The organism is Peribacillus sp. NPDC060253 (assembly GCF_042727425.1).
Lineage (GTDB): Bacteria > Bacillota > Bacilli > Bacillales > DSM-1321 > Peribacillus.
This window is the reverse complement of record NZ_JBHXAS010000071.1, coordinates 1-26,351: the sequence shown is the minus strand read 5'-3', so window position 1 is coordinate 26,351 and position 26,351 is coordinate 1. Positions and strand designations below refer to the sequence as shown.

Genomic DNA, 26,351 nt, shown 5'->3' with positions numbered 1-26,351 from the left:
CCATAATGGATGCCCTTCTTTGCGTGTTATAATAAGCTATATTCAAATAACTAAATAAAGCGCTTTCATATCACTTGGATATGATTCCTTTTAATTTTTCCGCCTGCCCGGTCAATTTCTCTAAAGATTCCTGATACTCTTTTTCTAGTTGTTTAACGATGCCGGCAACGGTATCTATTTTTTTTATTGCCCCTACACCATGCCCTGCAGACCAAATATCGCGCCACGCTTTAGACTCAGATGATTTGGACATGCTGTCAAAATCGACATTTTCTTTTTTGGTTAATTGTTCAGGGTCCATGCCTGCCTTACTTATACTCGGTTTCAGCATATTACAATTCACTCCTGAAAATGCATCAGTCAAGATGATATCATCATGATCCGAATCGACAAGCATTTCCCTATATTCATCATTTGCCCTGCTCTCTTTCGCAACGATAAAACGCGTGCCCATATAAGCTAGATCAGCTCCTGCAGCTTGAGCAGCTAATATGCTATGACCTGTACTTATGGAACCTGCCAGCAAAATGATACCATCCCAGAATGTCCTTACGCTGTCCACGAAAGCAAAACTATTGATCTCACCCGCATGACCACCAGCCCCCGAAGCAACTAAGATCAATCCATCCACACCTGAATCAGCGGCTTTTTTTGCAAATTCCACACTGCTGACATCCGAAAAGACCAACCCGCCATAGTTATGTACGACATCGACCACATGTTTTGGGGAACCTAATGATGTAATGACGATGGGAGGCTGATGCTTCTTGACCAATTCCAACTCTTCTTCAAGGCGGCTATAAGTACGGTGGACAACCATATTCATTGCCCATGGAGCAATCTTTTTGTCTGGTTCTTTATCCTTAGCAGCAATCAATGTGTCGTTTATGTCACCCATCCATTGATCCAGTACCTCTATCGGCCGTGCATTCGGTGCTGGAAACGAGCCAATCACGCCATTCAAACAGCATTCTTTCACTAACTCAGGACCGGATATTAAAAACATAGGTGCTGAAATAACTGGTAAAGATAATTGATTCCACCAATGTTCAGGCAAAGTTCTTCTCATCTATGAAACCTCCCATTTTTAATATATTACCAAAATATAACACTACAAGATTATCATACTTCTTACATTCACATTTTTCAAGAATTAATTCCGGAGCTTAATTTCATCATTACACAGAATGTATCAATAAAAAAACTGCATATGGAAAGCACTCCATATACAGTTTCGATTTAATTTGTAAGCACCCATTTACGAATGGCTTTCGCCACACCATCCTCTTCGTTCGTTACCGTGACCCAATCCGCTTTTTCTTTCACTATTTTTTGGGCGTTTCCCATCGCTACTCCCACTTTAGCTTCAGAAATCATGGCTAGGTCATTAAGGCTGTCTCCTACTGCCATTACATTATCCATCGTAATATTTAACAATGAACAAACAAGCTTTATCGCTTTCGCTTTATTTACGCCCATAGCATTCACTTCAATATTTGTAGGGCTCGAATTGCTAATTTCAAAATTACCTTTTGCTACCAATTCATCCATGATGATGTGGCGGATGGCTTCATCATTTGTATCAAAGCCAAATTTAAGCCATTGAGAATCATGGATTTTTTCTGGCATTTCAGCCCTGTAAATATTATCACAGCTTATTGCCCAAAAATGTGTACCATGTTTTTGGCTTAATTCCCACATCCATTGTATCGACTCACTATCGACGATATTCCTTTCCACCAGTTTTCCTTGATTATCGTAAATTTCGCTTCCATTTACCGTAATGAGATATGATTGGAGTTCCATTGACTTTGCAAAATCACTGCATGTCGCAAAGGATCTCCCAGTGCTCAATACAACAAATACCCCCTGATTTTCGGCATCTTTAATCGCTCTCCGATTTTCTTCAGAAATCTCACCGGCGAGATTTAAAAGCGTGCCATCCATGTCAAGCGCAACTAGTTTAATATCCGGCTTCTTCATTTTTATTCACCCTTTCATAATCTATCACTATGTACCTTATTACATGATAGCTTATTTTTCATATTCTTGGAAAGAACGTGAAAAATTGAACAGGTCCTATCATGTAAAGAAATGTTGAAATTTTCAATTCCAAAAGAAGATGTTCGAGTTGCCATGGGTACTGGCATCATTAATATGAAGAAATTTAAAAACCGAATGTTTTTAATGATAGAGTATGGAAATGAATACCCTGATGACTTTTTACACGTTTGATACCATTTAAAATTATGAACTGAATACTTGCTATTCCTTTTCTTTTTCCAATTGATTCAATTCTTTTTTTATCTGACCTTCCCATTTAGCAACACCATCATTTTCATCAAATTCTATAATCACATCCGTTACACCTCTTTCCTTGAATATTTCATCAAACAGACGATCCTTTATTTCATCAGCCTGGGCGATTGAAATATGGGGATCAAGTTCTACCTCAAGTTCGACATGAAAGTCTTCCCCTTCCTTTATTACAGCCAGTTTCTGGATATCTCTTACATCCGGATCATCCATGACCATGGTTCCAATTTTTTGACGCATTTCTATATCCGCTTCCCCAAGTGCACCCGCTGCATTATCAAGAAAAACCCTTCCAACCACGTAAAACATCCCCAGACCGATCATGACAGAAGCAACCCCTTCTGCTTGTATGAACGAGGTGAAGTTTGCTAATAGAATCGCAATTATCGCAAGTAATCCACCGCCGGTTGCTACCATATCTTCCATGAATACTAATTTCGTCGCTGGTTTAGCTCTTTTTAAACCAGAGAAGCTCTTAAATATGACTGCTGCTCCTTTAGCTTCGATTCCAGTCTCATGGACCACTTCTTTCATCGCTTTAAATAATACATATGATTCCAATACAACGGATAACGAAAGGACAGACAAGTTAATAACAATCCCAGTTGATTCTGCAGGGTGCATAATATGATGGAACCCTTCTTTAATCGTTTCATAAGACATGATTCCGACAACCAATACTGCCCCTAATAAAACAAGGTTAACCAATCGTCCAAAACCATCAGGGAATCGATCAGTTGGTGACTTTTTACTTAGTGCAGAACCAATGAAGACGAAAAACTGATTCGCAGCATCGCCCAATGTATGTAAAGTTTCGGCAAACATGGCGACATTCCCTGTCATGAAATAAGCAACCCCCTTTAGCACAGCGATGATACTATTCACACAGGCAGCAATGAACGCCGATTTATTACCTTGTTTTAATAACCGAAATAATTCTTTCATATAAAAATCCCCCCTAATCTTTTATAAATCCATTATCATAATGTATTATCCCCAACACTGGAATATATGAAACCACAAAAGCGAAACCCCACCCTATACGAGTGAAGAAGGTTATAAGTTCTATCTCCCACAAACGAATATATTCCAGGGTTGGCCACATCTATTCTAATAAGTTCACTATGAGCGATAAAAAAATGATTAATGCAACAAAAAATGGAGTAAGCGGCGGCTTACTCCCTATCATGCAAGATCTTCTTCGTTTAAGCTTCCATCTCCTTTTTCACTAACTTAGATGGATTATTTACTTTATACCGTATTTCTTTATTGTATTTTTTGTCGACCACTTTTCCATCAAATTCGATTGAGTCCCCTTCTTCGAGCTCAGCTTTTTTTAATGTCTTGCTATATCCACACCAAGCTTCTCCGATTGTCAGTTCAGGTTCCGTTGTCACTTTGACATTCTCCAAGAGTATGACTTCATCTTCTTCACCAGTGAAATGGTTCATTTTCGCAGTGAACTCCTTGACTGTTGCAGTGAAATGCACTTTTTCCTCAGGTAAGTCCAACTTAGGCTTTGCTGTCGTCTTTTTAGTTTTGGTTTTTGCTTTTTTTGGTTGTTCACTTAGCTGATCGGAGTTTTCCGTAATTGGAGCTTCTATTACCCGCTCAGTTTCACTTGGAACAGCGGGTAGTTCGGAAACCGGCCCACTCAACAATTCTTTTCCGAAACTGGAGCTTTGCATTTCCTTTAAATAGGAAGGGTTAATGCAACTAAGGTTACCATTTTCAAATTCAACGACTACAGTGTCAAGACCGTTGCCATATTGTTCATAACCTGCCAATTTGACTTTTGCTTGTAAACTGCCGCTTTTATATAATAGTTCTCTTTTTACCGAACGGGCAGTGAATAATTTCCATTCCAATCCTTTAGCGATATAGTCCGTATCATCTAAAAAAGGGATATACTCTCCTTTTGGTGCGATATAATGAATCAAATCTTCAGCTGGAGTTTCAGCCATAATCACCACTCCTAATCTTTTCTATAGATTATATTCTAGCAAAGGAATTCAAAGTTGCAAATGAATGCGAATCATATTCAACCGTCCGCTCTAAAAAAATGTCCGGACATGTTGAAATCAAAAAAGCTGCTCACTAAGAGCAGCCCAGTTTGCTGACAAAAGAGGTTTCATCTTTCAAAACGAAGTTGATTGGAACGGGTGTGCGAGCCTCCTGCGGGAATACGCGTCCAAGGGAGACACCGCAGGCGCAAAGAGCGCCGAGGGCGGACCACCCGCGGATAGCGAGCGCCTGGGGTGGAAATCAACGTTCAAATTTTACAAGCACTCAAAAAAAGACTGTAGACAAACTCAATTATTATCGAGTTTGTCTACAGTTGCACTGTACTTCTTTACATCTGACTTCTTTATCAATATTTAATTATTGAATTTTTTTTAGTTGTTCATCTCGTTCAGGAATAATAACCTGTTTCTTATGATAAAACAGAAAGTATGAACCTATAACTAGAATCGTAAGAAGGCTTGTTAGTAAAAATTGTAATCGCATGGAATCAATAAAAGCTTGAGCAACAAAGATAATAAACAACATTGCAATAGTTGCGTAGGTTAAGTATGGGAATAGCCACATTTTCACTTTGAGTGTTCCCGGATTCTCTTTTTCATTCTTTTTCCTTAAGTACAGATGAGAAAAGGCGATAAAAATATACATGATCATTGTGACTCCTCCCGAACTATTTGCGAGAAAAGCAAACAATTTATCAGGAGATACAAATTTAAATGTCGTACACACATAAGCAAAGAAAACACTTGCCATCAACGCCCAAATCGGTATACCCCTCTTATTCACTCGTGATAAAATTTGGGGAGCATCGCCTTTTTTTGATAAAGAATATAACATACGTGAGCTTGTATATAGACCTGAATTCAAAACAGAAAGCAATGATGTGAAGATTACGATATTCATAACTTGACCCGCGGCTGGAAGGCCTGCCAAATCAAATACGCTGGCATAAGGGGTTTTCAGTAAATCTTCTGCCCCCTGCGGAATCACGATAACTAACACGGCCACTGAGCCAACAAAGAAAAGAAGGAGACGCCATACCACAGCGTTTATCGCTCTTATAATATTTTTTTCAGGGTTTTCAGACTCACCTGCTGCAATGGCAGCTACTTCACTTCCCGATAAAGAGAAAGTAATAAATATTACACTAAGGAGTACAGGAAGAAAACCATTTGGAAAAAAACCTCCATCTCCTGAAATGTTGGAAAGGCCCGGTGAATCAAATCCAGGAACAAACCCAAAAATCATGGCTGTACCTAGAATTAGAAATATTACAATGGCAGACACTTTAATAAAAGCTAACCAGTATTCAAATTCCCCATAAGCTTTGACGGAATAAATATTCGTTATTGTCATTAAAATAGGGAAAGATAAACTAGCGACCCACATTGGTATGGCAGGAAACCAATCATGAACCATACTACCCAATAAAGTTGTTTCAATAGCAATAATGATAACCCAGTTGAACCAGTACAACCAGCCGATCGTATATCCGGCCCAAGGACCAAATGCTTGATGGGCGTAAGTGGAAAAGGAACCACTATCGGGATTTACCACAGCCATTTCACCAAGCATCCGCATTATTAGCACGATCATTAACCCCGCGATTATATACGATAAAATAGCACCAGGCCCTGCGGAACCAATTATTGTTCCACTCCCTATAAATAGGCCTGCCCCAATAACACCACCAATTGAAATCATTGTTACATGTCTTGTCTTGAGACCATGTTTCAGTTCATTTGTTTGAAAAGCCACTATTGTCACCATCCTTTAAAACTGTCAATATGCCGTTTTGAAAGCAAAAAAACTAAATTTCCTTTTTTTGCTCATGGGTACCCTAGTAGAAATCTTTCATTCAAAAAGAATTCATGCAGTCCTATCTACCTGTTTCTCCAATACTATTAACAAGATAAATTTCACAATCGATAATTAAAGTGTTATATGTACATTCGTTAAAAAAGAAAAGCATTATAATTTACTAGTAATCGCTTTCAAGTAAAAATTCCTCAATAGCTGTCAAAGCCCATAAACGAAACCCCTGGGATTACAGTGATTCCTCATGCCATTTATTACAAAATGGTGTCCTTTTGTTTATCATTATTTACATCATCCTATATTAATGCTTTCCTAACCTACCCTTTAAATTTATTAAGGCACCCTCTCTCTCAAAAGTTTTATTTATATATTTATAGTAAAAGCAATATCCATGCCAAAAAAAGGATAGGTAGTTTATAAGGGTTTAACGCGTGTATTCATTAAATACGATCCATTATTGAATTATTATTCCGTTTTATGATTCACATATTGATTATTTCCATTTTTTGATTCAAATTTGAATCAAAAACTACAAATTAATTGATTTTTTTTAAAATTCGACGCATTTCACTACTGACTTAGCTCAAGTTAAATTTTATGAGGTAAGGAAATGCGTGAAAAGTTCCAGGAAAGGAAAGCTTCTCATTAATCTTGATGTGGTGGAAAATAAAAATAGACTAAGGAGATAAAAAGAAGATGCCTAAATTCAAATTATGAATATTGACATCTTCCAAATGGTTTAGTTTTTTCTGATTCTGTTTTTATGTTAATGATCTGGCAACCCCCGAAAGGTTCCTCCGCTATAGATCTAGTTACAGGCTAAAAAAATAATACGAATATGTATAAAACAATGTAAAGCTTCGTTAAGTAAGCGTCTTATAAAAATTTAGTACCGATCGATTGGGAAATGTATGCTGAATGTAGTGAAATTTTCATTGGATTCACAATTCATATACCCATCATTACTTTCAATGATTTTTTTACATACGTATAGGCCAATCCCAGTTCCTAACTCTTTTGTCGTGACAAAGGGCTCAAAAATTGATTCGATCATTTCACTGGCAATGGCAGGTCCATTATTTGAAATACGAATTATTCGTTCGTTCCCCTCTATTAAAGACTGGATCCTCAATATTCTCGGGTGTTCTTTATCCTTTAATGCATCAATGGAATTTATAAAGAGATTTAAGAATACTTGTTTTAACCCGTCCTTACTTGCTGTCATGACTAAGTTTGGATAAATCTCTATTTCTACATTAACGCTGGCATCCACAATATTTGCATAAGTCAGTTCTTGAATTTCTTCAATTAACTTTAACACGGAAACTTCCTCTCTTTGTTCCTCATTAAAATTAGATTTAGAGGTATGGAGGAATTGGGTTATCCTGAAATTCAACTGATTTAATTCATAATCAATAATATCCAAATATTTTAAGCTTGGGTTCTCCCTTTTCAGTAATTTATTGAAACCCATGATAGCTGTAAGCGGATTGCGGAACTCATGTACAAAGCTTGATGATATTTGTCCCAGTACCGCTAATTTATCTTTATGATTTTCACTTATGTAAGACTTCTTTTCCTCAATCACTTCATTTGTAAGATTCGTATATTTTGTTACAGCATGATAGCTGAAAGTATCAAAGTGCAAGTTGATGGCATCAATGAATTTCCTCATATACTCAATGGGAATATTGGCACCAAAAACATTTCTGATTATGATATTTCTTCCTAAATTAATATTATATAGAAAATCCCAGATGTTAATATTCGCTTCAAGACGTTCTTTGGCTACCTGATGAGCCAATTTTATCAGCACTTCATCAGACAATGCCTCCTTAAACGTTTGGATGACCATGGAGTACATGCCATATCCATTTTCTTTAATCTTGTCTTTGTAGGGGTCTATTTCATTGATTTTAATGGTCTCGTTCCATTCATTTAAAAATAAGGATTGATTTTCTTCCATATAATGAATCAATACTTTTTTATACTTCATATTTTCAGATGACAACTCCATACTCGTGACCACACATCCCCTTGCGGAATTTTAGATACTATATCAATAACATCATTCTATATGAGATTTTGTTTTCTTGCACTTCATAAATTATTGTTTTTTGAAAATCTGTCAAAATTGCCATGTTTTCCCTTGGTGAATCATAATGAACACATTAAAAGCAGCTGATACGGAGGCAAAGTACTACACATGTATGGAAATAGTGCTTACGATAACAAAGAAACCGACCAAATTTGGCCGGAATCAAATATTGTAAAAAAAGGGAGTACGCCATGCCTAAAATACCTTAATAATCCTTATAATAGAAGAAACAGGACAAATAGTAACGAACATTCGCCCGTGCGCGTTTTGAAAATCAAGAAGTCTTCTGGCCATATATACCACAAAAACCATGAAGCTAGACTGAAGTCCATTTGAATGGTACCGCTTTTAGTACACCAATTTTATACTAATATTGAAATATATTAATGAGCCCTCCGAGGAATATCCATGTGTCTTTTTATTGTTCCGTCATCCTTCATGAAAACATTATGGAAGTTTACAATTTCAATGACTAAAGGGTTCATTTATATAATGTAATTATAACAGAAAATTCAGATTTTAACTAAAAAAATACTAACTGAAGGCAAAGATTACCCTTTATTATTCTACTGATTTAAGATTACTTTTTTTATAAAAGTGTGTAGTTAAAAACTTTCGTTAACACTTTCCCATGACTTTAACTTCTGCAAATTCTTTTCCCATTTAACATCTAACTTATCAGCTTCTACTTTAGCAATACACCCATTGCAACCTTTATAGCTTATCCATCTATTTAAGTTTACTTGTAATTCCATTTTTAAATTTTGTGCCTCCGAGGTAAGGCTGTCTTTCTCATCTTAATTGATTAATTTGGCCAAGTATCCTTAATCTATATAAAAAAAATCCAGCTCCAGCCAATGTAGGTAAGTAAGTTTGGATATAAACAAAGAACCAATTGCATGGAGGCAATTGGTTTAGAGAGAGTTTCATTAAAATTACCTACTTACAAAGTCAAATTAGCAACTTCTAAATTGAAGATGATCGGGGTTATTTCCAAACTTCCGCTAATGCTGCTTTAAATAGTTGGTCTAATGCCTCTGTCGGATCTTCTACTTTAATATCTATTGTTTTAACATAGTTGGTCAAATGTTCTATTTCATTTTCCAAAAATTCATTAATAACATCAATTCTAGGTTCAAGGTCTAACTCTTCACCACTTATTTTTCTCGCTAATAATTTTCTGATTTCAGTTTTTAATTGACCGTCCGGAATGATTTCTTCCAATAATAACGGAAATTCTAATGGAGGGATCGTGTTATATTTTTCGATCCATTTGCAAGCTAGTATTGGGCGTAAAACATAAAAATACTTTTTGATTTTTACCTGTTCATTCTGCAAATAGTCTCTATGATTCCCCTTGGCCATATTCAAGTAGTGATATAAAGCTGCGGTAGGTAAATAAACCTGGCTGCTCATTTCCTTCATCTTGTCAATTACAGAATAAGAGGTATAATATACAATCCCTGAGTTTAACCATTCGAGTAGTGGCGGGTTGGATTTTCTATATAAACGTAAAGCTTTAGTTAGTTCCCATCCGTTAATATCCAATAAATCATTAATCGGCAGTTCGATTACATCTCTTTTTTTATCAATTGACAAATACCAATCTTTTTTATGTATATAGATAAACCTAACATCGTAATCGCTATCTTTTGATGGAAATTCCCATGCACGACTTCCGGATTCACAAGCGTACAATACTTTTACATCATAGGTTTCTTCAATACTCATTAACTCTTCTACTATTTTTTCTTTCATTGCATTCACTCCTTAGCATGATTATTAAAACTATTATCCTTTTCTCCATTATTCAAAATAAGGTTAAAAACGAAGGGGTTGGAGTTACATTGTGTTCGTCGTTTTGTATGCATGGCGCTCAAAAAAAAATATTCAAATGAAGATTGAGTTTTTACTGCCCCTGTTATACTTTATATTCTCCTTCAATCAGTCGATCCTCCATTACATTTCGCTCAAAAAACTGCGAAGGATACAAGTATCTTACCCTTTCATGGTTAATAAAGGAAATATTAATTTAGTATCGTCTTAACAACCACCGTTTATATCATTGGATTAGTTGTACCGGTTTAGCAGCTTCTCCTTTTGCAGTTATATTAAAAAAAGAGACCTTTCATTATCGAAAAGTCCCTTTTTGCCACACATTATCCATTTCGTTCGATTTGCATTTTATCTCTGTTCGCTTTTTCTTTTTCTACTTTTTTCTGTCTCGTAGTTCCGGCCACTAGTATCCCGATCACTACTAAAGCTTCAAATCCATATTTCAAGAAAGGATTATCAAAATAGTTGTGCATGAAAGGTTCAGCTACGATCATTTTAGCGGCTGTCCAGCCTAGTATTCCCGCACCAATAATTATAATGAATGGGAAACGTTCGATCAGTTTCAATATCAAAGTACTTCCATACATCACTACTGGAATAGATACGAGTAAACCGATTACCACTAAAGTGAAGTTACCATGAGAAGCACCTGCTACAGCCAGGACATTATCCAATCCCATCAAGGCATCTGCAATAATGATAGTTTTAATGGCAGCCCACATGGAATCCGCAGGCTTTAAATCAGGTTCATCTTCATCGATAAGGAGCTTATAAGCTATCCATACAAGAAGTAATCCCCCTATTAAATGCAGTCCAGGCACCTTTAAGATTACAACAACCAACAGCGTTGCTATGATCCTGATCACGATTGCCCCGACAGCTCCCCAAATTATCACCTTTTTTTGCTGATCTTTTGGTAACTTTCTTGCAGCCAATCCAATAAGGATAGCATTATCACCAGCAAGAACCAAATCTATCATAATGATTGCTAAAAGTCCTGAAATAAATTCACCAGTTAAAAAATCCAACACTTCTTCCTCCTTTTATACAAAAATAAAGAGACCTCTGCCATAAATGGCAAAGGTCTCGCTAAGCACTAAAGAAATTAGGCCAATAAAGCCGGTGGAAATTCCACGTAATGACGACTTTATTTCAGGTTATACCTGACGCTACTCCCCTTCACGGGAATAAAGATTTATATAATTTTCATCACTTTTGGTACCCTTCCCTAAGGAATATACCAAGTAAATCTATCACTCATACATTATACCAGAATTACTAATAAAATAAAGGAAAAATAATGATAGGATAGACAATTATTTTTATTACATCATTATTGAACATACCTACTTGGTATGGGAACGATGTCGGCCTATTATATAAAGAGCCCCACTCCTTTCAGCCAGTCAATCAATCATCGTTTCTAAGTAATGGCCTATTTCATCTGCCAGGTTCAAGATCTTATTCAGATCCTTCCCCCATAAATATTGATTACTTAATGTCGACTCTATCAATTTTCTAAGTGAAATTTCTTCCATTTCATAACGGTGCCATTGTTCGCTAAAAAATTCAATTGTCTTTATATCATCTTTAATGACATATTCTTTACCCTCAAAGCTTTTCCCTATATATCTCCCCTCTACTTCTTGTACCCTATAAAATCGAATCAGTCCCGCAAAACCTCTTATTATGGAGGCAGGCAGTTTGCCTTTCATTTCGTAATATCCTTCTAAGGTAGGTAGGAGCCGAACCTTAAACTTCGAAACACTATTTAATGATATATCGGCTAGCTGGTGGTGTACGAAGGGATTCATAAATCGCTCCAGAACGCTTTCCCCATATACCATCATCTCACTTTGATCAAAAGGTAAAGATGGAATGATTTCCTCTTCGATTGCCTTACGGAGAAATCGATTGAAATCCGGGTGATCGATTGCCTGTTTTACTTCTTCCAAGCCAGATAATATTCCCAGAGGAGCCATTAATGTATGCGAACCATTTAGAATCCTTACCTTTCTCATTTGATAAGGTACTATATCCTTTACCCAATGCACATTTATGCCCGATTGTTGTAAAGGAAGACGCTTATCCATAGAAGGGTCACCTTCAATAGCCCATAAATGATAAGGTTCAGCCGTATTTAGCAGCGTATCCTCAAATCCCCATTTCTCAAATAGTTTTTCCGACTCATTAGCCGGAAAACCTGTTACGATACGGTCTACGAGCGAGTTAAGAAAGAGATTGTCTTGCTCCACCCAATCCATGAAAGACTTTGGTAAATCCCAATCCCTGCTATGCTTTAGTACGCATTGCTTTAATGTATCACCATTTCTCTCCAAAAGCTCACATGGAAGCATGATTAGGCCCTTGTCCGCTTCTCCGTTGAAATATAGATAGCGCCGATATAATAATGCCGTCAGCTTTCCTGGAAAAGATTCATTCGGTACGCCTTCTTCCCACGGAATTGGCACATATTTGATTCCGGCTTCGGTCGTGTTGGATACTACAAATTCCAATGTAGGGTTTTCTGCCAACCCCAAAAATTCCATCCATTCTTCATATGGATTTATTACCTTTGAAAAAACGGAAATGATTTCTGTATGCTCCACTTTCTCGCCATGGTGAAACCCTCGTAACATTAGCGTATAGAGTCCATCTTGCTGTTTTAATTCTTCTATTTTTCCCTTTCCAGTGGGGCGCGGCTGGGTAACCGCGATACTTCCTTGGAAATGACCTTGCTTATTGCATTCAGAAATCATCCAATCGAAGAAACCACGAAGAAAATTACCCTCACCGATTTGCAACACTTTTATGGGATAATCCATCATTTGTGAATATTGTACAGTCTCTGTATCTTTATTCATATTCTTCAGATGACCTTTATTTATGTTCATGATCGCTAAACTCCTTTCTCTCATTAATTATCCAATCTTCATTTGGTTACCTGTACCTTTAAGCTTATATTTCGACTATGGCTTTAATCACTTTAGCTTCAGGAGTTAACCATCCCTCGAACTTATGGATCATTTCATCCAAATGTGTGCGATGTGTAATATATTGACTCAAATCCAACCTATTGTTTTTCAACGTTTTCACCACATAATCAAAATCTTCCCTGGTAGCATTTCTACTTCCCATTAATGTAAGCTCTTTACTGTGGAATTCAGGATCATTAAAGGAAATATCGGATTTCACTAGACCTACATAGATCAATTTTCCGCCGTGAGCAGGGTAATTAAATGAATTCATCATTGATTTAGCGTTACCTGTTGCGTCAAACACCACGCTTGGCATATCCCCATTTGTCAACTGGGCTAATTTCTCCATTGGATTCTCCAAAACGTTCAACAAATGATCTACATTTGCCCATTTGCCAGCAAACGCAAGACGTTCATCGTTTACATCCATTGCAATTACTTTCGCACCTTGTTCTTTAGCAAATGCCATGACTCCCAAGCCAATGGGTCCCGCACCAATGATAAGTGCAATATCCCCTTCATGAATGTCAGCCCGTCTAACCGCATGAGCCCCTATACTTAAAGGCTCGATCATGGCTGATTCGTCAAGTGAGAGCCCCTCAGTTTTCACCAAATGATCTAAGGGAACCGTAATCCATTCACACATGCCACCTTCTGCATGTACACCTAACACTTTCATATTCGTACAGCAATTCGTTTTTCCACTTTTGCAAGCGATACATTTTCCACACTCCATATAGGGAATGATCGATACTTGATCCCCGACATTCAGTCCCGTTGCGTTTTCTGGTATGGATTCAATATTACCCGATAGTTCATGGCCAAGTATTCTTGGATAGCTAAAGAAGGGTTGATTGCCTCCGTAGGCATGAATATCCGTTCCGCATATTCCTATGCGGCGCACCCTGATCAGAGCTTCCCCTGAGTTTGGAACTGGTTTTTCAGACTCGATCATCTTAAATTCATAAGGTTGTTCACAAACAATACTTTTCATTGAATAACACTCCTTTTAATTAAAAAACATAAAATTTACGAAAATTACAGCAATTAAAGAATGACTCCTTCTTTAAAAATGCTTATCTCCCTATATCCGAATTTTTCATTATTCGTTTTCTTTTTACCGGATGAAAGCTCAAGTATGTATTGGAATAAATCGCTCTTTAATTCATCGATCGTTTGGCCTTCAATTAACTGTCCGGCATTATAATCAATCCAGTGTTTTTTACGATTAGCCAATTCTGTATTCGTAGCTATTTTCACAGTTGGCACTGGTCCGCCAAAAGGTGTGCCTCTTCCTGTGGTGAATAAAACGATATGTGCGCCTGCTGCTGCCAAGGCCGTCACCGAAATCAGATCATTACCGGGAGAATTTATCAAATTCAATCCTTGCTTCACTACTCTTTCTCCATATGGACTAACGTCAATAACAGGGGCATGACCGCCTTTTTGCGTACAGCCCAAGGATTTTTCCTCAAGTGTACTAATGCCGCCTTCCTTATTTCCAGGTGAAGGATTTTCATAAATTTCCTGATCATGGCGAATGAAGTATCGTTTGAAGTCATTAACAAGTTCAACGATTTTATTAAAGGTTTCTTTATCCTTTGCCCTGTTCATCAATATCGTTTCCGCTCCAAACATCTCAGGAACCTCTGTCAAAATCGTTGTTCCGCCATTTTCTACAATAAGATCGGAAACTGCGCCCACTAATGGATTAGCTGTAATGCCTGACAAACCGTCGGAACCTCCACACTTTAAACCTATTTTCAACTTTGAAACCGGTACGGGCATCCGTTCAAATCCTTCCGCATATTCCACTAATTCTCCCATTAAACGTAGGCCGCTCTCCAATTCATCTTGAACCTCCTGGGCTTTTAAAAACTTTATGCGATTTGGGGGGAATTCGCCGATTACTTCTTTAAATGCTTCAATCTGATTGTTCTCACATCCTAATCCTACAACCAATACTCCAGCTGCATTCGGATGTTGAACTAACGACGCCAATAGTTTCTGTGTATGGGATAAATCATCTCCCAATTGAGAACAACCGTAGGGGTGGGGGAAATGATGAACTCCATCTATTTGTCGATCTTTAAACTGCTCATTCCCCATTTTAGCGAGAACTTCACAAGTTTTATTAATACAACCAACCGTATTGATGATCCAGATTTCATTCCGGATGCCCGCTTCTCCATTTTCACGGATATATCCTTGGAAGGTTTGATTGGAACTATCCCCTTCTGTATATGCAATGCTGGGCTGATAAGAATAATCCAATATACCCTGCAATCCGGATTTTAGATTATGAGTGTGAACCCACTCGCCAATTGAGATATCAAATTTAGCTTTTCCGATAGAGTAGCCGAATTTGATTACGTCCCCCCCTCGTTTAACCGGTTTCACTAACATCTTATGCCCTTTAGGAATGTCTTCACTTGCCTTTATATTGATCATTCCCCTGTCTTCCGTTTGAATCTGGAGGCTCTGTCCTTTAGGAATCCCCTCCAAGGAAATAACAACATCATCAATTGAATGCAATTGCACAAATTTATTCATTTTGTCCCCTCCTTATCTTGAGTGATGGCGTCCATCGACCAAAAGTAAATATGTAGAAAGCCCTTTCATTTTTTAAAAATGAAATAGCTTTTTATGGAATCTATTATCATTTTAACATCAATTTTTGAAATATAAATTGCATATTTTGCTATAAATATACTCATTCTTGTTGTATTATACTTTCAGGAGATGAACGAAATGACAAAAACCCATAATGCATTAAATCATGATTTACTCTTCCCATTATCTTTTGTCTATCAAGATACGAAAAGTCCTCAGAATGAATTGTCCGATCATATGCATGACTATTATGAAATTGTTTATGTTTATAACGGTAAAGGGACTTTTTTTATCGGTGATGTGTTTTATGATATGCAGCAAGGGGATGTATTCCTGATCCCGAATAATACTATTCATAGGGCTTTACCCAATAAGGACGACCCTGTTACATCCACCATTATCTTTTTCAGTCCCACATTGATATATAAAGATATGGTTGATGATTCTTTTTCCTATTTACATTTGTTTGACCTGACAAAAAAGAGTAAGACTTATAAAATATCATTGCCGCAAAAGAAACAAGTAAAGTTGGAGGAACAGCTACAACTCATCCTGCAAGAAACAACTAGCCAATCAATGGGCTCGAGGCATGCTTGTTTGCTGACCGTTCACCAAATCATACTTGATTTATACCGTACACGGATAAATGGCCAAGAAGATTTACCCGAAGGCAATAGCAATAGTTCAGAATGGATCAAAGATATTTTCTTTTATATTAATGACCATATCGATGAAGTATTGACTTTGACGACACTTGCACAAAAAGCATTGGTAAGTCCCGCTCATTTCAGCAGAGTTTTTAAGGAAACGACTGGAATTGGCTTAATAGTATATTTAAATACGAAAAGAATCATCAAGGCAAAGGAACTTTTACTAGAAACGACTCACACCGTTGCTACTATTGCCGAGATGAGTGGCTTTGAAAGTATGCCCCAATTTTATCGTACATTTAAAAAGTACACTGATCTGACACCTGCTGCATTTCGAAAAGAAAATCGGATGCACTAGGCATGCCTAGTAAACATGAAAAATATTAATTCATTAAAAATGGAAGGGTCTTTGAGAGACACTTCCATACTAACAATCTATTACACAGGCTTTACTATCGGTCTTACAAAACGGATGACTGCAAGCGATGCAACGATGGCCAATCCACCTGCAAGCAAGAATGCAACTGTGTATGTGCCTGAGGTATCGACAATGTATCCTGTCAACGTCGGTCCGATGATTCCTGCTGTATTTGCCAAGAAATGCATAAAACCTCCAACAGATCCAACATTACCAGGGTCGACAACATCGTTGACGATTGCCCAGTAAATGGCACCAGTCAAATATAGGAAGAAGACGGAAAGTGCGACAAGCGTTACCGCACTGACCGTTGTGGTTACAAGTCCGGCAAAACCGATACATACCGCCGATAAGAACAAACATGTTACAAGCACGAGCTTCCGTGAGAATAAAACACCTTTTTGAGCGAATTTTTTATGGAAGAAATCCGACACGAATCCACCTAAAGCAAGTCCGATGAATCCAAAAATCCAAGGAATCACTGTAATGATACTCATATTTTCTACACTTAGGCCGCGTGCATCCACCAAATAGCTTGGGAACCATGTTAAGAAAAAGAATAATATATAGTTGTAAGAAAAAAACGCAAGTGCTGTAAATAAAACGGTTTTTTGTTTTAAATAAAAGGTGAATTTCAACTTACCTTCCGTTGTTGCAGCTACATATGATTTACCCATATTATCCTGTTCTTTGGAGTCTTTAGGTTTGTCTTTAGCAAATTTCCACCAGCAAGCGGCCCATATAAGACCAATCACCATAATGGCAATGAATGAAACTCTCCATCCATAGGAGATCGCAATAAAACCAACTATTGGACCTGCAATGGCACCACCAAGCGGTGTTCCACTGTTCGTCAAGCCAACGACGGATGCCCGCTGATTAGCAGGGAACCAGTTATTGACCATTTTATTGATGGTTGCCGAAAGAGGGCCTTCACCCATTCCAAACAAGATGCGGATGACGATCATACTGGCAAATCCGACAACCAGTACAAGTGCACCACTGAATAAAGACCAAACGATCATCGCTACGAAAAGCGTTAACTTTGCACCCCATCTATCGGATGCCATTCCTCCAAGGAAATTAAATATGGCATACCCAACAGAAAAACTACTAAAAATAATCCCCATCTGTGTTGCTGTTAAAGATAAATCATCTTGAATGAACGGTGCTGCTATTGAAAGTGCAGAACGATCGAGATAATTGATTACACCAGCCAAGAACAAGAAAACGATGATCATTCCTCTACCATTTGAAAACATAAAGTACCCCCCTATACGCTTCAATAAATGCAACTGCATTTTTGGAAACGTTTCCATTTAATAACCAAGAGTAAAGCCTATGTGACCTTTAACTAAATCGGTTTAGAATTTCCGTAAAAAAGCGCTTTCTTTTTCACGGAAATTCTTAAATCCGGCCCTAGCAAGAATTTCTTGAAAGCAAAGTCGGTTTCAAGCGATGCACACTTGTATCCTCTTTTCCTGTTTTATTGATTTGGCTAAGCAGTAACTCTGCTGCCAAGTTGGCCATTTCAATGGCTGGCTGATTAACCGTTGTGATGGTCGGTGTATAGAAACTGGCATATGGTACCTCATCGATTCCTATGACCGCCATGTCATCTGGTATATTGATTTCGTGCTGTTTCATATAACGCAATACTTCATTAAGTACGATATCATTTCCTGCCAATACGGCTTGAGGCGGCTTTTCCAATTCGAAAAATTCTGAAAGTGCAACCGGAATTTCATCTGCGTTCACTGTTTTAATATATTCAGCATTGAGTGGTATCCCATGTGTCGCGAGTGAATCCTTGTACCCTTGGATCCGTTCGATTCTAGGACTGATATCGCGTATTATTGAAGTGGTTATGATAGCTATGTTTTCAAAACCCTTTTCAATAAATCGATCGATCGCTAACTTGGAAGCAAGGTGATTATCAAGCATGACTGTTGCAATATCCAATTCTTCGATCGTCCTATCCATGAAAACAATCGGGAATTGATCACTCTTCATACGTTGATATAAATCAAGATTGTCCCCTGTAGGGAAAATGATGATCCCATCCACTTGTTTAGCTCTTAGCATTTCAATATAATTCTTTTCCTTTTCAGGATTGTCATCTGCATTGCATACGATAATATGGAACCCTTGTTCATAAAAGTAGTTTTCTATCGCTCTAATAACTTGCGTTGAAAACGTGTGAAGGATATTGGCAACCACTACCCCAACAGTAAAAGTGGATTTTTGTTTTAAACTGCGCGCGATTATATTAGGCTGATAGTTTAACTCTTCTATAGTTTCTTCAATCTTTTTCCTAGTTTTTTCACTCATATATTCGTATCGCTTGTTCAGGTATTGGGAAACTGTGCTTTTTGATACTTTCGCGTGATTGGCGACATCAGTAATTGTAATGGTTTTCATTTCATTCATTCCTGTCATGTGATTTCATTTCTCTGCCGAATACAAAAACACCTTAGATTTATAAGGAATATTGTATTATAATAAGGAACGCTTTACAATCACCTTTTGAAGCAGCATTAAAGTCCATTTCCCATACCGTGGAACTAATTTAATCAACTAACGTACAATCGGTCACTTGATTGCTTGATTATTGAATCTGAATTCAGACGCCTGAGTATGCCATGAATCCGCCATCGACTGGTACCGTAATACCTGTGACAAAACCCGAATAGGATTCATCAACGAGCCAAAGCAAGGTACCAAGTAAATCCTCTGGCTGCCCGAAACGCTTCATGGGGGTAGAAGTAATGATTTTATTAGACCTTTTCGTCAGGCTGCCATCTTCATTAAGCAAAAGATTGCGATTTTGCTGCGTCAAAAAGAATCCTGGTGCAATGGCATTCACCCGTAAACCCTCTTCGGCAAAATGAACAGCCATCCACATGGTAAAATTATTTATCGAAGCTTTGGCAGCACTATATGCTGGCACCTTAGTCATTGGAGCGTAAGCGCTCATGGAAGATACATTTACGATAACTGGCGCTTCCACTTGCAATAACTCTTTCCCAAAAACCTGACTGGCCAAAAATGTACCGGTGAAATTACTGGCAAAAACTTGGGAGAAACCATTTTCATCCAGATCAAAAAATGATTTTCCTTCTGCTTCTTCCCCATACTTCTCTGGAGCTGTAATGGCATCAGGGTGATTGCCTCCCGCTCCATTTATTAATAGATCCACTCTTCCGAACGTTTCTATTATTTTCCCTCTTGCATTCTCCAATGAGGTTCTATTCAAAACATCTGCAGCGATGGATATCGCAGTGCCCCCTGTTTGTTCAATCAGTTTGACCACTTCTTGCCCTTTTTCCGCCGTTCTGTTCAATATAGCTATCTTGACACCATGGCGGGCCAATTCCACAGCCATTTTGGAACATAGGACACCGCTGCCTCCAGTGATCACTGCCACCCTGTTCGTTAAGTTTTCATGGATGGGAATCATGATCGTTCACCTAATTTAGTAGCCTCATGAGCATCCCATAATCCAAGCAAATACATGATTCCTAGGGCACGATCATATAAACCATAACCTGGGCGGCAAACCTCTCCCCATATATGGCGGCCGTGGTCTGGTCTGACATATCCAGAATAATTTTGCTTATTCAATTCTGCTACAACACCCTGCACGTTGATGGATCCATCCTGTGTATAATGCGATGTTTCCACAAAGTCACCGTTTTCATAAATTTTCACATTTCTGATATGGGAGAAGGGAGAACGATTAGCATACTTTTTAGCTATTTGAACCATATCATTTTTAGGGTTAGCACCCATCGAGCCAGTGCACAACGTAAACGCATTCGATGGTGAGTCCGAAATCGAGATCAGCTTTTCATAACTCGATTCTCCGGTGATGATTCTTGGTAAGCCAAAAATGGACCATGGTGGATCATCCGGATGGATTGCCATTTTAATGCCGCATGCTTCCGCAACAGGCAATATTTCCTTAAGAAAAATTCCCAAATTCGCCCATAGCTGTTCTTCATCCACACTTTTATATGCTTCGAATAATTCAGATATTTTCTCCATCTTTTCTGGTTCCCAACCAGGCAATGTTAAATCGGAAGCTTCTGCTACAGTACGAATTAACTCTTTTGGATCTAACGTATCTACTTTTGCTTTTTCATAAAATAGGGCAGTTGAGCCATCTTCCAAAGGATGAAACATTTCTGTTCGGGTCCAATCAAAAATCGGCATAAAGTTATAACAAATCACTTTTACTCCAGCTTCTGAAAGGTTTCGGATCGTCTGTTTGTAATTCTCGATATATATCATACGATCTTCATTTCCTAATTTAATCGATTCATGAACATTTACACTTTCCACCACATCCGTATGAAAACCAAATGATTGGATATACTCGATTTCTTTTCTTATTTCTTCCTTTTCCCATATCTCACCAACAGGTTTTTGGTGCAATGCCCAAACAATTCCCTCTACTCCAGGGATTTGTTTAACATGCTCCAATGTAACGGTGTCATTGCCTTTCCCATACCATCTGAATGTAATATTCATCATGCACCTCCATCATTCCGCAATTTTCTGCATGTATTTTCTACTTAATTCAACAACCGCTTCATAGCCACCATTCTTATAGGCTTTATTCAAGTCACTTCCAATTCCAGTTGCCACTGCACCTGCATTCAGCCAGTCATTCATATTGTCCAAATTAATTCCGCCGGTTGGCATAATCCTTACATTAGGCAGCGGACCATTGACGGACTTGATGAAAGAAGGTTCAAAATGGTTTGCCGGAAATAACTTCAAAACATCACAGCCTGCTTCAAGCGCTGTAGCCATTTCCCGAATTGTCATACAACCAGGCATATAGGGAATGCCATATCGATTGCAAAGCGTCGCAACACCTTCTACAAAGTAAGGACTGACAATAAAATTGGCACCAGCCAAAATCGCATGGCGTGCTGTTTCAGAATCCAATACTGAGCCTGCTCCTAAAAGCGCATCCGTATTTTGCAGTTCCTTGAAAGCCTCTTCTATTCTTGGTGTTGTATAAGTCAATTCAATTGCCCGAATACCGCCTTCCACAGCTGCTTTAGACAGTTGTGCCGCTTCCACCGCATCCTGTCCCCTGATAACAGCTACAACTTTCGTTTCCGTTATTTGATGAATTATTGATTGTTTATCCATTACCTCAACCCCCTTAATTAAATACGATGATCGCTTTTCGAACCTGTTCTGGATGACTTTCAACAAAATCAAAAGCTTCTTGGACATCATCTAGGGAAAAAGTATGGGTAACTAATCCTTCATGTCTGAGCCTGCCTTCATTTAGAAGCTTTACCACTTTTGGGAACTGGTTGGTTTGCAATCTAGAACCTTTTACGGATACTTCCTTTTTAGTGATTGGAAGCTGGGAAATCGATGCAGGACGTTCATCAAAACCTAGTACGACAATACTGCCAGCCGTTGAAACGACTTCGAAGGATAATTCAAACGTCATCGGCAAACAGACAGCATCAATGACGACATTTGCACCTTCGCCCTTCGTCCATTCCTCTACTCGCTGTCGAACATCTTCATTTCCCGCATGAACGGTGATATCAGCACCACATTCTTCAGCAAATTTCAATCGTTCATCACTTAAATCCGTGATCATTACCGATGCACCTTGAAGCTTTGCCATTTTTAATATACATACCCCAATAGGGCCTGCTCCTTGGATAAGTACTGTGTCGTCTTCCTCCACGTCACCTCTCCATACCGCTTGTGCACCGATTGTATAAGGTTCAGCCAATACTATTTCATCCCAAGCTAAATCTGGATCCACAACATGTAGTTGTTTTTCGGGAAGAACGCACCATTCCCTCATCCCACCATCCTCATGGACACCAAAAACAGACAGTGTTTCACAAACATTTTGGCGACCCTTACGGCAGGCATAACACTTTCCACAGTATTTGATCGGCTCAATAACCACGTGGTCCCCAACTTTAATCCCCGTGACACCTTGCCCAATTTCCTCAACTTCTCCCGCCACTTCATGCCCAACGACTCGTGGCAACGTTGCAAGAGGATTCGTGCCGTGGTAAATATGCATATCCGATCCACAAATGCCGACTCTTTTTACTTTCACAAGGACATCCGTTGAGTTCGAAATCTTTGGTTTATCCATTTCTTGAAGAACAAGATCACGTGCTTTCCTTACTTGAACCGCTTTCATAAATCATCTTCCTTTGTAAGAAATTCATAAACACTTGAGGCTATCGTTATACCTTGTTTCAGGTTTTTTTCTTCATTGATTTGCTCGATCTCACCCGGTACATATACCCGATCGAACCCTGGAGCAGGTTCAGCCTGTTGCAGCTCTTCAATCATTTGATCCATTTGCTCTAAAAATGAATCAGTATCGGTAAAGAACGAAGGATTGATTACACAAAAGTAATGTCCCAGCTTCCGCTTCTTATCAAGATCGTCATACATTTTTCCAATATGTGGACCAAATGCCGCTCCTGCCAATAATCCAGAAAATACATCCACAATTACGGATAGGCCATAGCCTTTTGGTCCTCCAAAAGTGGAAAGGGAAACGACTTTACTTGGGTCCGTGACTGTTGCTCCATTTTCATCCACTCCCCAACCTTCAGGGATTTCCTTTTCTTCTTCGCGTGCTTGAAGGATTTTCCCCCATGCAACATTGGAAGTTGCCATGTCAAGAATAAAAGGTTTCTTTGTTTTTGTAGGAACCCCATAAGCGATAGGGTTTGTACCAAGAAACGATGTTTTTCCTCCGAATGGAACCACAATTTTATCAGTATGTGACATCGCTATGCCGATTAACTTTGCATCAGTAGCTTTTTGAACGAAATAGCTTAGTGCTCCGCAATGGCTGCTATTAAAAACTGTCACCATGCCTACACCATTATTTCGTGCCATTTCAATGGCATGTTCCATGGCCACTTCACCAATGACATGGCCAAATCCATCATCTCCATCAACCACACCTGTTACTGGCCCTGTCTTTTCGAAGGAAATCTGCCCGTCAGGATTTATGCCTCCTGCCTTTAAACGATTTACATAATGCTCCGTTCGCAATACACCATGGGAATTGACATTTCTTAGATCTGCGTGAATCAATACCTCTGCGACTTTTCCGGCATTTTCCTCATTTAAACCCACTTTGGTCAGCTTTTTTATGACTAATTGTTTTGCTTCCTCAGCTTGTATCGAAACTGTTGTCATTTTCTATCCCCATTTCCTTCTGTCATCTATCTTTCAATCACAGCCTCGCTTTGTATGAAAGGCATTACTTCATCTAAATATGGTAAGCCTTCATTGTCCCCTGAAACTGTGGTTACAAGAGCCCCCACACCATTTGCAAATGTCAATCTTTCATCAATCGACAAGCCATGAAGATATCCATATATATAACCGGCATCATAACCATCCCCTGCACCAACAGTATCCACCGGTATGACCGGGAAGGCTTCTTTTTTATGCCATTCACTTTTTGTATAGAGTTTTGAACCATGTTTCCCGTCCTTGATGACAAGCTGCTCAATGTCATACACTTTTGCGCATGCCGCCAATGATTCTTCAGAGTCATTTCCGGTGATCAATCTTATTTCATCTAAACCTGTAAGTAAAATATCAACATATGGAAAAATCTTAAAATATACTGATCTCGCTTCCTCGATGGACCATAGCTTTAGGCGGATATTCGGATCAAATGAAACGGGAATATCTTTTTGTTTTGCAATGTCCATAACCCTCATGGCAATATCTACATTTTTAGGGTCTATAGCCAAAAAAACACCAGTGAGATGGACTATATCAATCCCTTCAAACATCTTCTCCGTTATATCTTCAGGCTTTAGTGTTAAAATGGGCGATTGATAACGGTAATAAAAGGTCTTTCCTGAACCATCTTCGCGAATTTCTTTAAAGTTAAGGGATGTTGGGTATCCATTTACATAGGCAACATCACTCATGTCAACGCCTTCCCCACGAGCGAAATTATAAATAACCCTACCGAACTCATCCCTTCCTAAACGGCTTAACCATTTTGACCGCATGCCAAGCCTTGCACAGCCAATGGCAAAATTCAGTTCAGCCCCTCCCACCTTTCGCTCAAAACGGGTGACAAATCGTAAAGGTCCTGTTTCTTCCGGATTTAGCGTAATCATGGCGTCACCCAGCGTTAAAACACCATATTTTGATGACAATACAGTACCTCCTTCTTTCGAACACTCACAAATAAAGGTAAAACATTTGATCATATCGAATTTCTATAAAAGAACCTAAATCGGTTTAGTAAAGAACTAAACCGGTTTGGTAATTCATAAGGAAATTGTAAATGAAAACCCTACCAAAAACAATAGAAAAGTTTGATAATTTACAATTTTATTATTATTCATCATTTTGAATTACATATATCGGTAATTACAAATGGATTTTAATGGGAATTTTTGCATTTTTCACCCCCTGTTTTTATGGATTAGCAGTTTCTAATTTTCTCCTTATGAGCAATATCAAATTTTACTCTTTGCTATTAATTTGGAGAAAGTTGTATAATATATCAATTGTTAATAATGTTTGAAAGGTTGTTTTGAATGAGTTATGTGAAAATTTACATCTTGCTTACCGTAATTATGATTACATGGGGATTGAACGTTTCAGTTATTAAAGTTTTAGTTGCAAATACACAGCCCGTAACTATAACATCTTTGAGAATCTTTACAGCTTCACTTATAGTCATTACATTCTGTTTCTTTTTTGGTCTAATACGTCTTCCTAAAAAAAGTGAACTTTTTTACGTTTTTGGTGGGGCATTTTTGAGTGTCGTTTTTCACCATTATTTTTTAGCTGAAGGATTAACGAAAACTTCCGCCTCGAATGCTGGCCTGATTTTGGGCATGGGGCCCATATTGACTGTCATCCTGACTATGATTTTCTTTCGTAAAAAGCCAACATTAATTCGTCTTATCGGCTTTATTTGCGGTGCTTTAGGTGTGAGTTTTACCGTTATGGCAGGAAGTGGAGGAATTCATTCTATTAATCTGGGAGATGTGGATATATTGCTATCCATTCTTTCACAGGCTTTAAGTTTCATTCTTATTAATAAAGCCTCTAAAACAATGGATCCACGATTATTAACCGGCTACATGATGCTAATCGGGTCTTTTATTCTTTTTGCCATCAGCCTATGGAAGGAACCTGATGGCTTATCGTCACTTGCATCTTTACCACCCTCCATCTGGGGAGCTTTCTTTTTCTCCGCTATTATCGCTACTGCTCTTGGGCACATGAGCTATAATTATGCAATTGGCATGGTAGGTGCTGCCGAATCATCTATATTTCTTAATTTAAACACCTTATTTTCTCTTGTAGGTGCTGCCATTTTTCTAAATGAAGCAATTGTGCCTGAACATTTCATTGGACTGATCTTCATTGTTTCCGGAGTATTGCTTGGATCCGGGGCAATTGAAATCTGGATTCTTCAAAGAAAAAATAAAGATATCTCTGCTTAGTAGCAGCCGCAATACCAGGATTCCATGTCTTCCTACAATATACAGATGACTGTCTTCGTACTAAAAATAAGAGACCCTATGAAGCTATTCTATTAC

At 38.3% G+C, this 26,351-nt stretch carries 21 protein-coding genes; 2 read left to right on the top strand and 19 right to left on the bottom strand.

Features of this window, described 5'->3' with window-relative positions; translation table 11 throughout:
* Positions 1–70: 70 nt before the first annotated feature.
* From ACFWE9_RS17670 to ACFWE9_RS17620, 11 genes are all read right to left on the bottom strand, one after another.
* Complete coding sequence (locus tag ACFWE9_RS17670) at positions 71–1,069, bottom strand: NAD(P)H-dependent flavin oxidoreductase (protein ID WP_230155692.1); 999 nt, start codon at positions 1,067–1,069, stop codon at positions 71–73.
* A gap of 170 nt (positions 1,070–1,239) precedes the next feature.
* Positions 1,240–1,983 carry a Cof-type HAD-IIB family hydrolase gene (locus ACFWE9_RS17665; RefSeq protein ID WP_230155689.1) on the bottom strand — a complete coding sequence of 248 codons (744 nt, stop codon included), beginning with the start codon at positions 1,981–1,983 and terminating at the stop codon, positions 1,240–1,242.
* A gap of 282 nt (positions 1,984–2,265) precedes the next feature.
* Positions 2,266–3,261 carry a cation diffusion facilitator family transporter gene (locus tag ACFWE9_RS17660; RefSeq protein WP_230155687.1) on the bottom strand — a complete coding sequence of 332 codons (996 nt, stop codon included), beginning with the start codon at positions 3,259–3,261 and terminating at the stop codon, positions 2,266–2,268.
* A gap of 260 nt (positions 3,262–3,521) precedes the next feature.
* Positions 3,522–4,280 (bottom strand): hypothetical protein, encoded by a 759-nt coding sequence (locus ACFWE9_RS17655; RefSeq protein WP_230155686.1) that lies wholly within the window; start codon positions 4,278–4,280, stop codon positions 3,522–3,524.
* Positions 4,281–4,698: 418 nt separating this feature from the next.
* Entirely contained in the window at positions 4,699–6,108 is a 1,410-nt protein-coding gene (locus ACFWE9_RS17650) for an amino acid permease (RefSeq protein WP_377357926.1), read from the bottom strand.
* 934 nt (positions 6,109–7,042) lie between these two features.
* The gene (locus ACFWE9_RS17645) at positions 7,043–8,173 is read right to left on the bottom strand and encodes a histidine kinase N-terminal domain-containing protein (protein ID WP_377357924.1); all 1,131 of its coding nucleotides are present in this window, start codon (positions 8,171–8,173) and stop codon (positions 7,043–7,045) included.
* A gap of 1,068 nt (positions 8,174–9,241) precedes the next feature.
* A complete protein-coding gene (locus tag ACFWE9_RS17640) occupies positions 9,242–10,012 on the bottom strand; it encodes a nucleotidyltransferase domain-containing protein (protein ID WP_230155684.1) in 771 nt (256 codons plus the stop codon).
* Positions 10,013–10,413: 401 nt separating this feature from the next.
* Positions 10,414–11,118 carry a TerC family protein gene (locus ACFWE9_RS17635; RefSeq protein ID WP_230155683.1) on the bottom strand — a complete coding sequence of 235 codons (705 nt, stop codon included), beginning with the start codon at positions 11,116–11,118 and terminating at the stop codon, positions 10,414–10,416.
* Between the two features lie 378 nt (positions 11,119–11,496).
* Positions 11,497–12,984 (bottom strand): tagaturonate reductase, encoded by a 1,488-nt coding sequence (locus tag ACFWE9_RS17630; RefSeq protein ID WP_230155682.1) that lies wholly within the window; start codon positions 12,982–12,984, stop codon positions 11,497–11,499.
* Positions 12,985–13,048: 64 nt separating this feature from the next.
* On the bottom strand, positions 13,049–14,062 hold the full coding sequence (locus tag ACFWE9_RS17625) for a zinc-binding alcohol dehydrogenase family protein (RefSeq protein WP_230155680.1): 1,014 nt from the start codon (positions 14,060–14,062) through the stop codon (positions 13,049–13,051).
* A 53-nt stretch (positions 14,063–14,115) separates the two neighbouring features.
* Positions 14,116–15,621 (bottom strand): UxaA family hydrolase, encoded by a 1,506-nt coding sequence (locus tag ACFWE9_RS17620; RefSeq protein WP_230155679.1) that lies wholly within the window; start codon positions 15,619–15,621, stop codon positions 14,116–14,118.
* A 198-nt stretch (positions 15,622–15,819) separates the two neighbouring features.
* On the opposite strand from ACFWE9_RS17620, the gene ACFWE9_RS17615 reads away from it, so the two are divergent.
* On the top strand, positions 15,820–16,689 hold the full coding sequence (locus ACFWE9_RS17615; RefSeq protein ID WP_377357921.1) for a helix-turn-helix domain-containing protein: 870 nt from the start codon (positions 15,820–15,822) through the stop codon (positions 16,687–16,689).
* 80 nt (positions 16,690–16,769) lie between these two features.
* Here ACFWE9_RS17615 and ACFWE9_RS17610 read toward each other — a convergent pair whose 3' ends face one another.
* The 8 genes from ACFWE9_RS17610 to ACFWE9_RS17575 all read right to left on the bottom strand — a co-directional run bounded on the left by ACFWE9_RS17610 (position 16,770) and on the right by ACFWE9_RS17575 (position 24,950).
* Positions 16,770–18,011 (bottom strand): MFS transporter, encoded by a 1,242-nt coding sequence (locus ACFWE9_RS17610; RefSeq protein ID WP_230155674.1) that lies wholly within the window; start codon positions 18,009–18,011, stop codon positions 16,770–16,772.
* A gap of 157 nt (positions 18,012–18,168) precedes the next feature.
* Positions 18,169–19,170: a LacI family DNA-binding transcriptional regulator gene (locus ACFWE9_RS17605; protein ID WP_230155672.1), complete on the bottom strand. Its 1,002-nt coding sequence runs from the start codon at positions 19,168–19,170 to the stop codon at positions 18,169–18,171.
* A 202-nt stretch (positions 19,171–19,372) separates the two neighbouring features.
* A complete protein-coding gene (locus ACFWE9_RS17600) occupies positions 19,373–20,209 on the bottom strand; it encodes an SDR family oxidoreductase (protein WP_230155670.1) in 837 nt (278 codons plus the stop codon).
* Positions 20,206–21,282 carry a mannonate dehydratase gene (uxuA, locus tag ACFWE9_RS17595; RefSeq protein ID WP_230155668.1) on the bottom strand — a complete coding sequence of 359 codons (1,077 nt, stop codon included), beginning with the start codon at positions 21,280–21,282 and terminating at the stop codon, positions 20,206–20,208. The genes ACFWE9_RS17600 and uxuA overlap by 4 nt, the downstream gene beginning before the upstream one ends.
* A gap of 12 nt (positions 21,283–21,294) precedes the next feature.
* Positions 21,295–21,915, bottom strand: a complete 621-nt coding sequence (locus ACFWE9_RS17590; protein ID WP_230155666.1) for a bifunctional 2-keto-4-hydroxyglutarate aldolase/2-keto-3-deoxy-6-phosphogluconate aldolase — start codon at positions 21,913–21,915, stop codon at positions 21,295–21,297.
* A 13-nt stretch (positions 21,916–21,928) separates the two neighbouring features.
* A complete protein-coding gene (locus tag ACFWE9_RS17585) occupies positions 21,929–22,948 on the bottom strand; it encodes a zinc-binding alcohol dehydrogenase family protein (RefSeq protein WP_377357916.1) in 1,020 nt (339 codons plus the stop codon).
* The gene (gene allD / locus ACFWE9_RS17580; RefSeq protein ID WP_230155662.1) at positions 22,945–23,967 is read right to left on the bottom strand and encodes an ureidoglycolate dehydrogenase; all 1,023 of its coding nucleotides are present in this window, start codon (positions 23,965–23,967) and stop codon (positions 22,945–22,947) included. The genes ACFWE9_RS17585 and allD overlap by 4 nt, the downstream gene beginning before the upstream one ends.
* A 26-nt stretch (positions 23,968–23,993) precedes the next feature.
* Entirely contained in the window at positions 23,994–24,950 is a 957-nt protein-coding gene (locus ACFWE9_RS17575; RefSeq protein ID WP_230155660.1) for a sugar kinase, read from the bottom strand.
* A 387-nt stretch (positions 24,951–25,337) separates the two neighbouring features.
* On the opposite strand from ACFWE9_RS17575, the gene ACFWE9_RS17570 reads away from it, so the two are divergent.
* Entirely contained in the window at positions 25,338–26,255 is a 918-nt protein-coding gene (locus ACFWE9_RS17570; protein ID WP_230155658.1) for a DMT family transporter, read from the top strand.
* Positions 26,256–26,351 lie beyond the last annotated feature (96 nt).

Coding starts and splice junctions, on each gene's coding strand:
- ACFWE9_RS17670 (WP_230155692.1), bottom strand. CDS start 1,069: ATGAGAAGAACTTTGCCTGAACATTGGTGGAATCAATTATCTTTACCA.
- ACFWE9_RS17665 (WP_230155689.1), bottom strand. CDS start 1,983: ATGAAGAAGCCGGATATTAAACTAGTTGCGCTTGACATGGATGGCACG.
- ACFWE9_RS17660 (WP_230155687.1), bottom strand. CDS start 3,261: ATGAAAGAATTATTTCGGTTATTAAAACAAGGTAATAAATCGGCGTTC.
- ACFWE9_RS17655 (WP_230155686.1), bottom strand. CDS start 4,280: ATGGCTGAAACTCCAGCTGAAGATTTGATTCATTATATCGCACCAAAA.
- ACFWE9_RS17650 (WP_377357926.1), bottom strand. CDS start 6,108: ATGGTGACAATAGTGGCTTTTCAAACAAATGAACTGAAACATGGTCTC.
- ACFWE9_RS17645 (WP_377357924.1), bottom strand. CDS start 8,173: ATGGAGTTGTCATCTGAAAATATGAAGTATAAAAAAGTATTGATTCAT.
- ACFWE9_RS17640 (WP_230155684.1), bottom strand. CDS start 10,012: ATGAAAGAAAAAATAGTAGAAGAGTTAATGAGTATTGAAGAAACCTAT.
- ACFWE9_RS17630 (WP_230155682.1), bottom strand. CDS start 12,984: ATGAACATAAATAAAGGTCATCTGAAGAATATGAATAAAGATACAGAG.
- ACFWE9_RS17625 (WP_230155680.1), bottom strand. CDS start 14,062: ATGAAAAGTATTGTTTGTGAACAACCTTATGAATTTAAGATGATCGAG.
- ACFWE9_RS17620 (WP_230155679.1), bottom strand. CDS start 15,621: ATGAATAAATTTGTGCAATTGCATTCAATTGATGATGTTGTTATTTCC.
- ACFWE9_RS17615 (WP_377357921.1), top strand. CDS start 15,820: ATGACAAAAACCCATAATGCATTAAATCATGATTTACTCTTCCCATTA.
- ACFWE9_RS17610 (WP_230155674.1), bottom strand. CDS start 18,011: ATGTTTTCAAATGGTAGAGGAATGATCATCGTTTTCTTGTTCTTGGCT.
- ACFWE9_RS17605 (WP_230155672.1), bottom strand. CDS start 19,170: ATGAAAACCATTACAATTACTGATGTCGCCAATCACGCGAAAGTATCA.
- ACFWE9_RS17600 (WP_230155670.1), bottom strand. CDS start 20,209: ATGATTCCCATCCATGAAAACTTAACGAACAGGGTGGCAGTGATCACT.
- uxuA (WP_230155668.1), bottom strand. CDS start 21,282: ATGAATATTACATTCAGATGGTATGGGAAAGGCAATGACACCGTTACA.
- ACFWE9_RS17590 (WP_230155666.1), bottom strand. CDS start 21,915: ATGGATAAACAATCAATAATTCATCAAATAACGGAAACGAAAGTTGTA.
- ACFWE9_RS17585 (WP_377357916.1), bottom strand. CDS start 22,948: ATGAAAGCGGTTCAAGTAAGGAAAGCACGTGATCTTGTTCTTCAAGAA.
- allD (WP_230155662.1), bottom strand. CDS start 23,967: ATGACAACAGTTTCGATACAAGCTGAGGAAGCAAAACAATTAGTCATA.
- ACFWE9_RS17570 (WP_230155658.1), top strand. CDS start 25,338: ATGAGTTATGTGAAAATTTACATCTTGCTTACCGTAATTATGATTACA.